The following is a 13,679-nucleotide window of genomic DNA, read 5'->3' as shown; positions in this document are numbered from 1 at the left end:
CGGGTCGTCGCCATGGCCCCACCGTGGCGGCGTGCGGGCTCAGCGCGGGGCGAGGCCGTCCAGGACGAGGTCGACCAGGGCGGTGACGTAGTCGGGGGTGACCGGTTCGCCGAGCAGCAGGTGGCGGGCGAACAGCGGGCTCATCAGGGCTTCGACGGCGGTACGGGGGTCGGCGTCGGGGCGGATCTCGCCGCGGGCGGCGGCCCGGTGCAGGAGTCGTTCGGCGCGGGCGAGGCGGTCGGCCCAGTAGGCGTCGCGGCCGCTGCGGGTCTCGGCGGTGGCGGGGGCGATGCTCAGGTGCAGCAGGGCCGGGCCCTCGGGGGTGTCGAGGAACGCGCCGAGGGCGGTGAGCAGTTGGCGCAGGTCCTCGCGCAGGCTGCCGGTGTCGGGCAGCGGCAGGGCCTGGTCGGTGTAGTCGGCGAGGGCCTCGCGCAGCAGGTCCTCGCGGGTGCCCCAGTTCCGGTAGACCGAGGTCTCGTGGACTCCGGCGGCGGCGGCGACCGCGGCGACGCTGGCGGCCTCCAGCCCGCCCTCGGCGAGCAGGCGGACGGTGGCGTCGAGCACGGCCCGGCGCATCGCGGCGCCGCGGCGGCGCAGCGGGGCGGCGGCCTTGACCTGGGGAGTCTCGTCCTGGGGCACCCTCCGAGCCTAACGCAAGGCTCCTTGCGTTGCATCGGATCGCGACGTAGCCTCGACAACGCAAGTCACCTTGCGATACCCCGCCGGGGCGTCGCGAGCGGCAACGAGGCCGCCGACGGCTCGCCGCCGGCCGGAGAGGAACCACCATGGCTACGATGCGCGCCGTCCGCCTGCACCTGCCCACCCGCACGCTGAGCGTGGAGGAGGTGGAGCGTCCGGTGCCCGGCCCCGGCCAGGTGCTGGTGAAGGTCGAGGCGGCGGGCGTCTGCCTGTCCGACGTCCACCTGGTCGACGGCTCGCTCACCCCGCTGTACCTGCCCGGCGAGAGCGTCACGCTGGGGCACGAAGTCGCCGGCACGGTCGCCGAACTGGGCGCCGAGCCGGACGCCGGGTCGGGCCGCTGGCAGGTCGGTGACCGGGTGGTGCTCCAGGCCGGCGAGAAGCGCGACGGGATCACCTGGACCCGCGGCGTGGACTACGACGGCGGCTGGGCCGAGTACGCGCTGGCCCGCGCCGACACGCTGTTCGCGCTGCCCGACTCGATCCCGTTCGAGCAGGGCTCGATCATCCCGGACGCGGTCTCCACCCCGTGGGGCGCGGTGACCACCACCGGCGGCGTCCGCCCGGCCGAGCCGGTCGGCGTCTGGGGCGTCGGCGGCCTGGGCGCGCACGGCGTGCAGCTGCTGCGGGCGATCGGCGCCAACCCGATCGTCGCGGTCGACCCGGCGCCCGCCGCCCGCGAGCGCGCCCTCGCCTTCGGCGCGGACCTCGCCCTGGACTCGGCCGATCCCGAGCTCGCCGCCAAGATCGGCGCGGCCACCGGCGGTGCGGGCCTGGCCGCCGCGTTCGACTTCGCCGGTGTGCCCGCCGTCCGCGAGCAGGCCGTGACGGTGCTCGGCGCGGGCGGCCGGCTGGTGCTGGTCGGCCTCACCGACCAGCCGCTGACGGTCACCCACAGCATCCGCTTCTCGTACCTCCAGCAGCAGATCCTCGGCCACTACGGCTCCGAGGACACCGCCGTCCCCCAGCTGATCGCCCTCGCCGCGGGCGGCCGGCTGGACTTCTCCCGCTCCGTCAGCGAAGTCCTCCCGCTGGAACGGGCCGCCGAGGCGGTCGAGCGCCTGCACACCAAGCAGGGCAACCCGATCCGGCTGATCCTCAAGCCCTGACGGGCCACCGGGGGGCGCCGCCCGGGAGTGGGAGACGGTCGAGCACAAGGACGCCGCTGCCGTCGCCCCGCGTGCCCGTCCTGGAGGACCCGGGCCCCCTGGCCTCCGGGGAGTGGCCGCTCAGGCCGCCCCGGCCGGTTCCACCAGCCCGGGGGCCGGGGTCGGGCGGTGCCAGGTGGCGATCCACAGGGCGGTGAGGACGGCGGCGGCGCCCGCGGCGGCCATCGCGGGGCCGGTGCCGGTGAGGACGGCCAGGGTGCCGAAGAGGGCGGGGCCGACGCCCTGGAGGGTCATGTTGCCGGAGCCGAGCAGGGTGAAGGCCTGGCCCTGGCCGTCCGCGGGGAGGGCGTCCAGGAAGGTGCGTTGCAGGCCGAGCGCGTAGGCGAAGCCGAAGCCGGCGGCCAGCAGGGCGGCGGCGCACAGCGGGAGCGGGACGGGGAGGGCGAAGACCAGCAGCGGGAGGCCCATCAGGGCGGCCAGCGGCGCCACCAGGCGCTCCCGGGTGGCGGGGGCGGCGAAGCGGCCGACCAGCAGGTCCCCGGCGAGCATCCCGATCGGGAGGCAGGCCAGCAGGAAACCGTAGCCGCCGGTCCGGAACCCCCGGGCCCCCGCGTACGCGATGACCAGCGACTCGGCGCCGGTCACCGCCGCGGACGGCAGCCACTGGGCGAGCAGCAGGCGGCGCACCGCGGTGCCGCGCAGCAGTTCGCCGTTGCCGCGCCAGCTCTGCCGGACCACCGACCCACCGGCCCCCCGCGGGGCCGGCAGGTCGGGCAGGCGCAGCCGGATCGCGAGGGCGTTGGCGAGGTGCAGGGCGGCGGCGGCCAGCAGCGCGCCGCGCGTTCCGAGCAGGGCGACGGTGACGCCGCCGCCGGCCAGGCCGAGCAGTTGCGCGCCGGAGGCGGCGACCTGGGTCAGCGACCGGCCGAGGACGTAGGCGTCCCCGTGCAGGGTCTGCGCGACCAGGCGGCCGGAGGCGCCGTTGAAGAGGGGGGTGAGCACGGCGACCGCGCCGACCAGCAGCAGGCTGGCCGCGACCGGCATCCGGACCAGCGCGAGCAGGGCGGCGGCGGCCGCGTCCAGCAGGTAGCCGGCGGTGATCAGCGCGCGCGGGCGCAGCCGGTCGGCGAGCGAGCCGAGCAGCATCGAGCCGAGCAGTTGCGGCAGGAAGCCGATCCCGAAGGCGACGGCGCTCAGCAGGGCCGAGCGGGTGCCCGCGTAGATCAGCACGGCCAGGGTGGTGATCCGCAGCGAGTCCCCGACGATGCCGAGGGTGCGGGTGGTGAACAGCAGTCGGAATCGCGGGTCGCCGAGCACCTCGCGGTAGGTCGTCATGCCGGAGAGCCTGGCCGCCGGGGCCCGGGCGGGCGAGAGATTCGTCCCAGGACGTAAGGTCGCGGGGTGCGCGGGGTGCGCGGCGCCCCCGGGGTGCGCAGGGGACGGCGGGCGGAGGGAGCGGGGCCGTGTTGAGGTACGAGGTCGCGGCCGAGGATCTGGCGCTCAGCCGGTTCGGAATCTCGCCGGCGTTCGAACTCGCCACTCTGCTGGGGCTGTTGGAGCGGGGCGGGGAGCGGGCGCTGCCGCCGGGGTGGCGGGAGCGGCTGGGGCCGGAGTTCGCGCGGCTGCGGGCGGACCCGGCGGTGCGGGCGGCGCTGGCGCTGCACAATCCGCGCTTCGGGGCGGACTTCATCGCCATCCCGCCGCGCGGCATGGAGCAGACCTGGGCGGACGACCTGGCCGCGATCCTGGCCGCGCCGCCGGAGGCGGCCCGGGCCGAGATCCGGGCCTGCCTGGCGGCCCGGCCGGAGACCGACCGGGAGGCCCGGGCGGTGCTGGACGCGCCGGACGCCGTCCCGCTGGTCGCCCGGGCGCTGGACCGGGCGTGGCACGGGCTGCTGGCCCGGGACTGGCCGCAGCTGCGGGCCCTGTGCGAGCGCGACGTGGTGCACCGGGCGGGCGAGTTGGGGCGGCGCGGGTGGGCGGCGGCGCTGGCCGGGCTGCACGAGAACGTCCGCTGGCGGGACGGCGGCATCGACATCCCGCCGTTCGACGAGACGACCACCTACTCGTTGCGCGGCGGGGGGCTGCTGCTGGTGCCCTCGGTGTTCGTCTGGCCGGGTTTCGCCGCGCACCACGAGGAGCCCTGGCCCTGCACGCTGATCTACCCGGCCCGGGGCATCTCCGCGCTGTGGGAGCCGGGGACCGCCGTGCCGCCGGAGGCGCTGGCCGCGCTGCTCGGCCGGTCCCGGGCCCGGATCCTGGTGGCCCTGGACAGCCCCGCCAGCACCACCCAGCTGGCCCGCACCCTGGGCCAGGCCCCGGGCGCGGTGGCCGACCACCTCGCGGTCCTGCGCGCCGCCGGGCTGCTCTCCCGGGCCCGGGCGGGCCGCTCGGTGCTCTACCGGCGCACCCCGATGGGCGACGCGCTGATCGGTTCGGCGGGCTGAGACGTCCGGCCGGACGGGCGGCGGGTCGGGCGGTCCGACCGGGCGGCGAACCGGCTTGCTTTGGAGCGCGCTCCAACTCCTAGTGTTTCCACCGTTCGCACCGCGACCAGGAACCGCACGAGACCCGGGAGCCCGCCATGACCGCCACCGCCGCCGCCACCACCACCTTCACCGCCGCCGCCGATGCCGCCACCACCCGGCAGGAGCGGCTGGACCACGGCCTGGAGGTGCTCGGCCGGATCGACGGCGACGCCGGTGAGGCGGTGCTGTCCTCGCTCTCCGACGTCTCGCCCGAGCTCGCCCACCAGATCGCCGCCTGGGGCTTCGGCGAGATCTACGCCCGCCCGGAGCTGGCGCCCCGCGACCGCCAGCTGGTCACCCTGGGCATGCTCACCGCGCTGGGCGGCTGCGAGCCCCAGCTCCGGGTCCACGTCAACGCCGCGCTGAACGTCGGCCTGTCCCCGCAGGAGATCGTCGAGGCCCTGCTGCACAGCGCCGTCTACTGCGGTTTCCCCCGCGCGCTGAACGCGACCTTCGCCGCCAAGCAGGTCTTCGCCGAGCGCGGCCTGCTGCCCGTCACCCCGGCGACCCCGGCCACCGCGACGGGCCCGGCCGCAGCCACCGCCCTGCCCGCCACCGCCACCGCCACCGCGGCCTGAGCGGCCGACCCGGTGCACGTCGTCCACCTCCGCCCCGGCCACCCGGCGCTGGCTTCGCAGGTGGAGCGCCTGTGGCGGGGCAGCGCACCGGCCGGGCCGCTGCCGCCGCTGTTCCCGGGGACGGGCGCCGAGCTGTGGTTCCACCGCGGGGCGGTGCCGCGGCTGCGGGCGGCGGACGGGTCGGCGGTGGCGCTGCCGGCCGCCCACCTGGTCTGCCTGCGCGCCGCCGCCTGGCAGTTGGAGGCCACGGGGCCGCTGGAGGTGCTGGTGGTCCGGTTGCGGGCCGGAGCGCTGGCCGGGCTGCTCGGGCCGCGGGTGGACCGGCTGTGTGACACGGTCGTCGACCTGGGCCGGCTGTGGGGCCTGCCGGGCCCGCACCTGACCCGGGCGGCTGCCGAACCGGCGCTGCTGGAGGGGCTGTTGGCCGAGCTGTCGGCCCCGGTCGAGGAGCGGCTGCGCGCCGCCGAGACCGCCGTCCGGCTGCTGCGCGGCGCGCCGGCCGGGCCCGGGATCGAGCTGCTGGCGGCGCGGCTGGGCACCAGTGCGCGCACCCTGCAGCGCACCGTCCCGGCGGTCGCGGGCGTGGGGCCGCACCGGCTGCGGTCGCTGGCCCGCTTCCAGCGCTTCGCCAGGTCGGTCCGGTTCGGCACGGAGGGGCCGGGCCACCTGGCGCGGGCGCTCGCCGCCGGGTACTACGACCAGAGCCACGCGATCCGGGAGGTCCGCCGGCTGACCGGCCGCCGTCCGGGCGCGCTGGCCGAGCCGGGCGTGTCGTTTTTCTCCTATCCGCCGCTGGACTGACCGCGCGAGGCTGCTCGTACCGCGCGACCGCGCCGGTACCCGTGCTCGACCGAGGAGTCCCGCCGTGTCCGTTCTCGTCCTCGCCGTCCTCCGGGCCCGCCCCGAGCGGGCCGACGCCCTGGAGTCGGCGCTGCTCGCGCTGGTCGGGCCGACCCGGGCCGAGCCCGGCTGCCTGGCCTACACCGTCGCCCGCGCCGGGGAGCGCTTCCTGGTGGCCGAGCGGTACGCCGACGCCGCCGCCCGCGACGCGCACTTCGCGGCCCCGTACGTCACCGCGCTGCTCGGCCGGTTCCCCCAACTCCTGTCCGGTGAGCCGCTGGTGGAGAGCGCCGACGTCCTCGACCGCCCCGGCGGCTGAGCCGCGGGCCGTGGGCGGGCGTCGCTCCGGCGCCGTGATGACCGCCCCCGCCTCCGCCCCCGCATACCCCGGACGCGCGTAACAGTCAGGTTTCATCAATCCTTCACAGCTGATCTTGCATCAATCTGTATCTTTTTTGCGTTCACCCGTGGACTTCCTGCTGGGGCGGCCCTACGCTCGGCACGCCCGGCCACCACCCGGGTCCTCCCCCATGCAGGAAGCACGGTCACCCATGCAGAATCCCCCCACCCGCGTCAGGCGGACCGTCGCGTCACTGACCACCCTGGCGCTGGGCGCCACCGGCCTGTTGGCGGTGGCCTTCGTCAACGCCGGTTCGGCGCACGCCGCCGCGGTCCCCGCGCTGTCCCCCCTGGCAGTGCCGAACCGCGGCGCGAGCGTCCCGTTCATCGAGCAGGAGGCCGAGTACGCGGCCACCAACGGCACGGTGGTCGGCCCCGACCGGCTCTACGGCCACCTGCCCTCGGAGGCCTCCGGCCGACAGGCCGTGACGCTGAACGCGACCGGCCAGTACGTGGAGTTCACGCTCACCGCGCCCGCCAACTCGATCGACTTCCGCTACAGCCTGCCGGACACCTCGGACGGCAAGGGCCGGGACGCCTCGATGGACCTGCTGGTCAACGGGCAGAAGCTGAAGAGCGTCGACGTGACCTCCAAGTACAGCTGGTACTACGGCGGTTACCCGTTCAACAACAACCCGGGCGACACCAACCCGCACCACTTCTTCGACGAGACCCGCACCCTGCTGGGCACCACCTACCCGATCGGCACGAAGATCCGGCTGCAGGTGTCCTCCACCGCGCAGTCGCCGAGCTTCACCATCGACCTGGCCGACTTCGAGAACGTCGCCGCGCCGATCGCCAAGCCCGCGAACGCGATCGACGTGGTCGCGGACTTCGGCGCCGACCCCACCGGCGCCACCGACTCCACCGCCAAGTTCCAGGCGGCGGTCAACGCCGGTGCGGCGCAGGGCCGGACGGTCTACATCCCGCAGGGCAACTTCACGCTGTACGACCACGTGGTGGTCGACAAGGTGACGCTGGCCGGTGCGGGCCCCTGGTACAGCGTGCTGGGCGGGCGCGACCCGATCAACCGCAACCGGGCGGCCGGCATCTACGGCAAGTACGTCTCGGGCGGCGGCTACGGCGGCGCCGTCCGGCCGCAGGAGGCCGGCGGCCCGAGCCAGAACGTCACGCTGAAGGACTTCGCGATCATCGGCGACGTGCGCGAGCGCGTCGACGACGACCAGGTCAACGCGCTGGGCGGCGCGATGTCCAACTCCACCGTGGACAACCTGTGGATCCAGCACACCAAGGTCGGCGCCTGGATGGACGGTCCGATGGACCACTTCACCATCAAGAACAGCCGGATCCTCGACCAGACCGCGGACGGCGTCAACTTCCACACCGGCGTCACCAACTCGACGGTCACCAACACCTTCCTGCGCAACACCGGTGACGACGGCCTGGCCTCCTGGCCGGAGCGGCAGGCGAACGTCAACGACAGCTTCACCCACAACACGGTGGTCCTGCCGATCCTCGCCAACAACATCGTCACGTACGGCGGCAAGGACTTCACCATCTCGGACAACGTGATGGCCGACACCATCACCAACGGCGGCGGCCTGCACATCGCCAACCGCTACCCGGGCGTCACCTCCGGCAACGGCACCGCCGTCGCGGGCACCATCACCGCGGCCCGCAACACCATGATCCGGGCCGGAAACAGCGACTACAACTGGCAGTTCGGCGTCGGCGCGCTCTGGTTCGACGGCCTGAACGAGCCGATCGCCGGCGCGACCATCAACATCACCGACACCGACATCCTGGACAGCTCCTACGAGGCGATCCAGACCATCGACGGCAGCTCCAGCGGCATCAACCTGACCAACGTGAACATCGACGGCGCGGGCACCTACGCCATCCAGGCGCAGGCCAACGCCCAGATGAAGTTCACCAACGTCAAGGCCAAGAACATCGCGCAGGCCGCCACCCCGATCCACAACTGCGTGGGCACCGGCTTCCAGATCACCGACGGCGGCGGCAACTCCGGCCTGAGCGGCACCACCTGCACCGGCCAGTGGCCCGCGCCGGTCTGGACGTACAACGGCGTCCCGGTCGGCGGCGGCAACGGCGGCACCTCCTCGCCGTCCCCGTCCCCGTCCACCTCGACCCCGGCCTCGCCGTCCCCGTCCCCGTCGACCTCCACCGGCCCGACCTGCCCGAGCGGCACCGGCAACATCGCGCAGGGCCGTCCGGCCACCGCCTCCGGCACCAACGCCGGCCTGGGCGCGGGCAACGCGGTCGACGGCGACGCCAACAGCTACTGGGAGAGCGCCAACGGCGCCTTCCCGCAGTGGATCCAGGTCGACCTGGGCTGCTCGACCAGCCTGACCAAGGCCGTCCTGAAGCTGCCCCCGGCCACCGCCTGGGCCTCCCGCACCCAGACCATCACCGTCCAGGGCTCCACCGACGGCACCAACTTCACCACCCTGGTGGGCTCGGCCGGCTACACCTTCGACCCGGCCACCGGCAACACCGTGACCGTCAACCTCCCCGCCACGCCGACCCGTTACCTGCGACTGACCGTCACCGGCAACACCGGCTGGCCCGCCGCGCAGCTCTCCGAGTTCCAGGTGTTCGGCGGCGGCAACGGCACCTCCTCGCCGTCCCCGTCCTCGTCCCCGTCCTCGTCCTCCTCGCCGTCCCCGTCGGCCTCGGCCACCGCCACCTGCCCTGCGGGCAGCGGCAACCTGGCGCAGGGCCGTCCGGCCACCGCGTCCGGCACCAGCCAGAACTACGGTCCCGGCAACGCGGTCGACGGTGACGCCAACAGCTACTGGGAGAGCGCCAACAACGCCTTCCCGCAGTGGATCCAGGTCGACCTGGGCTGCTCGCGCGCCCTGTCCAAGGCCGTCCTGAAGCTGCCCCCGGCCACCGCCTGGGCCTCCCGCACCCAGACCATCACCGTCCAGGGCTCCACCGACGGCACCAACTTCACCACCCTGGTGGGTTCCGCCGGCTACACCTTCGACCCGGCCACCGGCAACACCGTGACCGTCAACCTCCCCGCCACGCCGACCCGTTACCTGCGACTGACCGTCACCGGCAACACCGGCTGGCCCGCCGGACAGCTCTCCGAGTTCCAGGTGTTCGGCGCCTGACCCGGTCGCTGCCGGGGCCCGCACGGGCGGGGAGCCTCCACGGGCCCCGGCGGCGACCGACCACCACCGATCCCCGCCCGGTTCCTGACGACCGGGCGGGGATCGGCATGTGCGGACGACCGGCGTTCCCGGCCGTTGCCGCCTCCGGCCGGGACGACAACGCCGCTCCCGAGCACCGCAGTTGCGGCCCCGGCTGAAGTGATCGACCGCGGCCGCCACCACCCCGACGAAGAACGGCACCGGCCCGACGGATCGCCGCCCGGCGGAGCAGGCCCTAGCGGGGCGGGACTTCGGCGCGGGCCAGTACCGAGAGCTCGAACGGCCGCAACGCGTCGGTGCGCCGCCAGAGTTCGGCGGGGACGGTGTCGTGCTGGCGCAGGTACGCCAGCGGGCGCAGGCCGGCGGCGAGCAGCAGGGCGTCCATCTCCTCGACGCCGAGGAAGGTCCGCCACGGCTCGCCGCCCTGCGCGGCGGCCTGCGCCACCTGCTCGGCGTACGCCTGCCCGGCCTCGTCGCGTCGGCCGGGCGGGAGCAGGTGCTCGGCGACCAGTTCGCTGCCCGGGGCGAGTGCGCCGACGGCCGCCAGGGTCTCGCGGATCGCGTCGAGGCCGAGGTACACGGTCACGCCGAGCCAGGCCACCAGCGCCGGCCGGTCCGGGTCGAACCCGGCCGCGACCAGGCCCGCCAGCAACTCGCCGCGCCCGCCGCCGCCTTCCAGGTCGACCGGGACGAACGCGACGGCGCCGGAGGCCAAGAGGCCCGCGGCGTCGAGCAGTTCGCGCTTCCACCGTTGGACGTCCGGCCGGTCGACCTCGAACACCCTGACGCGGGAGGCGAGTTCGGACCGGTAGGCGAAGGTGTCCAGCCCGGCCCCCAGCAGCACGTACTGGTCGGTGCCGCGGTCGGCGAGCTCGGCGAGGCGGTCCTCGACGAACCGGGCCCGGGTGAGCGCCGCCGTCCGGGCCCCGGCCAGGACCGGGTGGTCGCCGAACGAGCGGTGGTAGGAGAGCAGTTCCTCGGCCTGCTCGCCGAGCAGCGTTCCGGCCGCGGTGTCGGCGAGGATCACGGGCGGGCGGTCGACCAGGAGGTGGGCGGCGCGGGCGGCGGCGGACATCAGGGCCGTCCGGCTGGGACGGGCGGGCGCGTTCACGGGCGAATGACTGACCATGACCCGGAACAGTAATGCCAATTCCTGACAGTATATCACATTCATGAATATTTCGGAAGATATCGCCGATTCGCTTTCCGCAACGATTTCCGCCCGCATTCCGGCCCCGCGCCTCGACCCGCGCGCCGCCGTAGCGATCGATGACCGATGCGAAAGTTTCGAGAAAAACGACCCTTCCGGTTGGCCGCCCTTCCGGGCCGCCGACGCCCAGCTCCCGCTCGAACTCGCACCGCCGGGCAGCCCGCCGCCCGCAAGAAGTCCCTGAGCAGGGAACTCTCTTCCAGAGCAGATCCCGAGCCGACCCTTGGCCATTTCGCAAGCCTGTCGAAAGTGTTGACAGCCCGACAGCCGCGGGCCAGCATCATCGCCATCGGCAGGCCCACGACTGCTGATCCGAGTCGACCACCGCGACCGGTCCCCGGTGTTCCCCCGGCCACGGCATCGACCGCGCCGGGTCGGGCCGCGTCGCACCTCCTGCCGACCCCCACCGAAGAGGAAGCACACGTGAAGCCCATCCGCCCCGTCCGAGGCAGCCGCTTCGCCCGGCTCGCCAGCAAGGTGTCCGTCCTCGCCATGGCCGTCGCGGCCGTGCTGGTCATCCCCACGTCCGCGAACGCCGACACGACCGTCTCGTCGAACAGCACCGGCACCAACAACGGGTACTTCTACTCGTTCTGGAGCCAGAACAGCGGCCAGGCCGCCATGACCCTGGGCTCCGGCGGCCAATACAGCACCACGTGGAACAACGTCACCAACTTCGTCGCCGGCAAGGGCTGGAACCCGGGCACGACCGACGCCGTGACCTACTCGGGCACGTTCAACTGCAACGGCAACTGCTACCTGTCGCTGTACGGGTGGACCACCAACCCGCTCATCGAGTACTACATCGTCGACAACTACGGCAACTACAACCCGAGTTCGGGCGCCACCAAGCTGGGCTCGGTGGTCAGCGACGGCAGCACGTACGACCTGTACTCGACGCAGCGCACCGACGCCCCGTCCATCGAGGGGGACCACTCGAACTTCACCCAGTTCTGGGCGATCCGGCAGTCGAAGCGCACCGGCGGCACCATCACCGTCTCCAACTTCTTCACCGCGTGGGCGAAGGCGGGCCTGAACCTGGGCACCCCGAACTACGAGATCCTGGCCACCGAGGGCTACGGCAGCAGCGGCAGCTCCAACATCACGGTCAGCCACGGCACCGGCGGCGGCACCGGCAGCCCGTCGCCCAGCCCGTCCGCCAGCGCCAGCCCGTCGCCCAGCCCGTCCGGCAGCACCGGCGGCGGCACCGGCAGCGGCTGCACCGCGACCTTCGCCAACGCGTCCGACTGGGGCTCCGGCTTCACCGGCGCGGTGACCGTCAAGAACAACGGGTCCACCGCCACCAAGGGCTGGAAGGTCACCATGACCTACGCCGGCAACCAGACGGTCACCAACCTCTGGAGCGGCAGCTACAGCCAGTCCGGCAAGGTCGTCACGGTGACCAACGCCGCCTACAACGGCGCCGTCCCGGCGGGCGGCAGCACCGGCTTCGGCTTCAACGCCGACTACAGCGGCGCCAACGCCGCCCCGACCCTCGCCTGCACCGCGAGCTGATCGGACGCCACCGGCACCGGGCCGCCCGGCCGCTCCCCGAGGGGACGGCCGGGCGGCCCGGTGCCGCTGCGGTGCGCGGCCGGGGCCGAGGCCGGTGCGCAGGGGCGGCGCGGGGTAGGGTCACCGCCGTGACCACCATGATCGAGAACGCTGGAAGTGTCTGATGAGCCGTCGCGCCCGCACGAAGGCCACCGACGTCCCCGCGCAGGGCGGGGCCGCCCGGTGCACCGTCTCGGTCTGCCGGGGGTGCTGCTGCGGCACGCCGAAGGTGCCGCGGGTCGACCACGCCGCGCAGCTCGCCGAGTTGCGCGGTGCCCTCGCCGAGGTGGCCACCGTGCGCCCGGTGGCCTGCCTGGACGCCTGCGAGCACGCCAACGTGGTCGTGGTGCAGCCCTCGGCGGAGGGGCGGCGGGCGGGCGGCCGACCGGTCTGGCTCGGGCTGGTGAACGACCGGGACGCGTCGGCCGACATCACCGCCTGGGTCGAGGCGGGCGGCCCGGGCCTGGCCGAACTGCCCGCCATCCTGGACCTGTACGTGTTCTCCCCGTCCCGGCGGGTGCGGGAGCACCTGGAGGACTGAGCCGGTGCCCGCCCGGGCCGCCGGTGCCCGCCCGGGCCGCCGGTGCCCGCCCGGACCGCCGGTGCTGGCACGGGCGGGTTCCGGATGGCTACCATCCCGAATATGCGGACGAGCGAAGGCGTGGAGTGGGGGCTGCACTGCTGCCTCACCCTGGTCTGGGTGGGCGGCGCGGACCCGGTGCCCTCGGCCCGGCTGGCGGCGATGTTCGAGCTGTCGCCGACCTACCTGAACAAGGTGCTGCAACGGCTCACCCGGGCCGGGCTGTTGACGTCCGCGCCGGGGCCGCGCGGCGGGGTGCGGCTGGCCCGGGAGCCGGAGCGGATCACCGTGATGGACGTGGTGGCGGCCGTCGAGGGCCCGGACCCGCTGTTCACCTGCGCCGAGATCCGGCAGCGGGGGGCGGGGGCGGAGGGGGCGGCGGCCCGCGAGTTCGCCCGCCCGTGCGGGGTCTCCACCGTGATGCGCCGGGCCGAGCTGGCCTGGCGGCGCGAGCTGTCCGCGCAGACCGTGGCCGACCTGGCCGCGGGCACCCCGGCCGCGTCGGTGGCCCGGGTCCGCGCCAACTACGGCCGACTGGCCGGAAGTTCCGCCTGACGCCCGAGCGTCCGCCTGCCGGATCCGGGCTTCCGCGTCCGGCAATTGTGGATACAGTGTGTCCCGAATAATTCGGGACACGACATGTCCCGAATACCTCCCGTCCGAAGGGATCCCCGGTGACCGACGCGCTCAAGGCCCCACCCGCCCCGACCGCCACCGCTCCCCCCGCCGGGGCCGGCCTCGGCCTCGCCGCCGTCCTCGCCCTGGGCACCTTCGCGGTCGGCACCGACGCCTTCGTCACGGCCGGCTTCCTGCCCGCGGTGGCCGCCTCGCTGCACGTGTCGACCTCGGCCGCCGGCCAGTCGGTCAGCCTGTTCGCCGCCGTGTACGCGCTCGCCTCGCCGCTGCTCGCGGTGGCCACCGCCCGGCTGCCCCGGCGCACCCTGCTGACCGGCGCGCTGGTGCTGCTGGCCGCCGCGAACGCGCTCACCGGGCTCGCCCCGAACTACCCGGCGCTGCTGGGCGGCCGGGTGCTCGCGGCGCT

At 74.5% G+C, this 13,679-nt stretch carries 13 protein-coding genes and 1 pseudogene; 11 read left to right on the top strand and 3 right to left on the bottom strand.

Going from position 1 to position 13,679, the window contains the following annotated elements:
- Positions 1-39: 39 nt before the first annotated feature.
- On the bottom strand, positions 40-639 hold the full coding sequence (locus tag HUT16_RS33740) for a TetR-like C-terminal domain-containing protein (protein WP_254898121.1): 600 nt from the start codon (positions 637-639) through the stop codon (positions 40-42).
- A 146-nt stretch (positions 640-785) separates the two neighbouring features.
- Between HUT16_RS33740 and HUT16_RS33735 the strand changes: the two genes are divergently transcribed.
- Positions 786-1,808, top strand: coding sequence for a zinc-binding dehydrogenase (locus HUT16_RS33735; protein WP_176191797.1), 1,023 nt, complete (start codon positions 786-788; stop codon positions 1,806-1,808).
- Between the two features lie 120 nt (positions 1,809-1,928).
- Here HUT16_RS33735 and HUT16_RS33730 read toward each other — a convergent pair whose 3' ends face one another.
- A complete protein-coding gene (locus HUT16_RS33730) occupies positions 1,929-3,143 on the bottom strand; it encodes an MFS transporter (RefSeq protein ID WP_176191796.1) in 1,215 nt (404 codons plus the stop codon).
- A gap of 128 nt (positions 3,144-3,271) precedes the next feature.
- Between HUT16_RS33730 and HUT16_RS33725 the strand changes: the two genes are divergently transcribed.
- The 5 genes from HUT16_RS33725 (at position 3,272) to HUT16_RS39510 (ending at position 9,254) form a co-directional block, all read left to right on the top strand.
- Positions 3,272-4,255, top strand: coding sequence for a DUF5937 family protein (locus HUT16_RS33725; protein WP_176191795.1), 984 nt, complete (start codon positions 3,272-3,274; stop codon positions 4,253-4,255).
- A 137-nt stretch (positions 4,256-4,392) separates the two neighbouring features.
- The gene (locus HUT16_RS33720; protein ID WP_176191794.1) at positions 4,393-4,914 is read left to right on the top strand and encodes a carboxymuconolactone decarboxylase family protein; all 522 of its coding nucleotides are present in this window, start codon (positions 4,393-4,395) and stop codon (positions 4,912-4,914) included.
- Between the two features lie 12 nt (positions 4,915-4,926).
- Positions 4,927-5,715 (top strand): helix-turn-helix domain-containing protein, encoded by a 789-nt coding sequence (locus HUT16_RS33715; protein WP_176191793.1) that lies wholly within the window; start codon positions 4,927-4,929, stop codon positions 5,713-5,715.
- Between the two features lie 64 nt (positions 5,716-5,779).
- Positions 5,780-6,073 (top strand): putative quinol monooxygenase, encoded by a 294-nt coding sequence (locus HUT16_RS33710; RefSeq protein ID WP_176191792.1) that lies wholly within the window; start codon positions 5,780-5,782, stop codon positions 6,071-6,073.
- A gap of 232 nt (positions 6,074-6,305) precedes the next feature.
- On the top strand, positions 6,306-9,254 hold the full coding sequence (locus HUT16_RS39510; protein ID WP_176191791.1) for a discoidin domain-containing protein: 2,949 nt from the start codon (positions 6,306-6,308) through the stop codon (positions 9,252-9,254).
- A 274-nt stretch (positions 9,255-9,528) separates the two neighbouring features.
- Here the strand turns inward: HUT16_RS39510 and HUT16_RS33700 are convergent, their stop codons facing one another.
- Complete coding sequence (locus HUT16_RS33700; RefSeq protein WP_254898120.1) at positions 9,529-10,443, bottom strand: class I SAM-dependent methyltransferase; 915 nt, start codon at positions 10,441-10,443, stop codon at positions 9,529-9,531.
- Between the two features lie 22 nt (positions 10,444-10,465).
- On the opposite strand from HUT16_RS33700, the gene HUT16_RS33695 reads away from it, so the two are divergent.
- From HUT16_RS33695 to HUT16_RS38875, 5 genes and pseudogenes are all read left to right on the top strand, one after another.
- Complete coding sequence (locus HUT16_RS33695) at positions 10,466-10,687, top strand: hypothetical protein (RefSeq protein WP_176191790.1); 222 nt, start codon at positions 10,466-10,468, stop codon at positions 10,685-10,687.
- 308 nt (positions 10,688-10,995) lie between these two features.
- Entirely contained in the window at positions 10,996-12,018 is a 1,023-nt protein-coding gene (locus tag HUT16_RS33690) for a glycoside hydrolase family 11 protein (protein ID WP_176193007.1), read from the top strand.
- 163 nt (positions 12,019-12,181) lie between these two features.
- Positions 12,182-12,598, top strand: a complete 417-nt coding sequence (locus HUT16_RS33685; RefSeq protein WP_176191789.1) for a (2Fe-2S) ferredoxin domain-containing protein — start codon at positions 12,182-12,184, stop codon at positions 12,596-12,598.
- 102 nt (positions 12,599-12,700) lie between these two features.
- Positions 12,701-13,192: an Rrf2 family transcriptional regulator gene (locus HUT16_RS33680; RefSeq protein WP_176191788.1), complete on the top strand. Its 492-nt coding sequence runs from the start codon at positions 12,701-12,703 to the stop codon at positions 13,190-13,192.
- A gap of 119 nt (positions 13,193-13,311) precedes the next feature.
- Positions 13,312-13,638 (top strand): annotated as a pseudogene (locus HUT16_RS38875) (MFS transporter); the annotation flags it as partial.
- Between the last annotated feature and the right edge of the window lie 41 nt (positions 13,639-13,679).

Origin of the sequence: Kitasatospora sp. NA04385 (assembly GCF_013364235.1) — a bacterium.
GTDB lineage: Bacteria > Actinomycetota > Actinomycetes > Streptomycetales > Streptomycetaceae > Kitasatospora.
Note: the sequence above shows the minus strand (reverse complement) of the source record. Positions and strands in the feature narration are given on the sequence as shown.

Coding starts and splice junctions, on each gene's coding strand:
- HUT16_RS33730 (WP_176191796.1), bottom strand. CDS start 3,143: ATGACGACCTACCGCGAGGTGCTCGGCGACCCGCGATTCCGACTGCTG.
- HUT16_RS33685 (WP_176191789.1), top strand. CDS start 12,182: ATGAGCCGTCGCGCCCGCACGAAGGCCACCGACGTCCCCGCGCAGGGC.
- HUT16_RS33720 (WP_176191794.1), top strand. CDS start 4,393: ATGACCGCCACCGCCGCCGCCACCACCACCTTCACCGCCGCCGCCGAT.
- HUT16_RS33690 (WP_176193007.1), top strand. CDS start 10,996: ATGGCCGTCGCGGCCGTGCTGGTCATCCCCACGTCCGCGAACGCCGAC.
- HUT16_RS39510 (WP_176191791.1), top strand. CDS start 6,306: ATGCAGAATCCCCCCACCCGCGTCAGGCGGACCGTCGCGTCACTGACC.
- HUT16_RS33680 (WP_176191788.1), top strand. CDS start 12,701: ATGCGGACGAGCGAAGGCGTGGAGTGGGGGCTGCACTGCTGCCTCACC.
- HUT16_RS33695 (WP_176191790.1), top strand. CDS start 10,466: ATGAATATTTCGGAAGATATCGCCGATTCGCTTTCCGCAACGATTTCC.
- HUT16_RS33735 (WP_176191797.1), top strand. CDS start 786: ATGGCTACGATGCGCGCCGTCCGCCTGCACCTGCCCACCCGCACGCTG.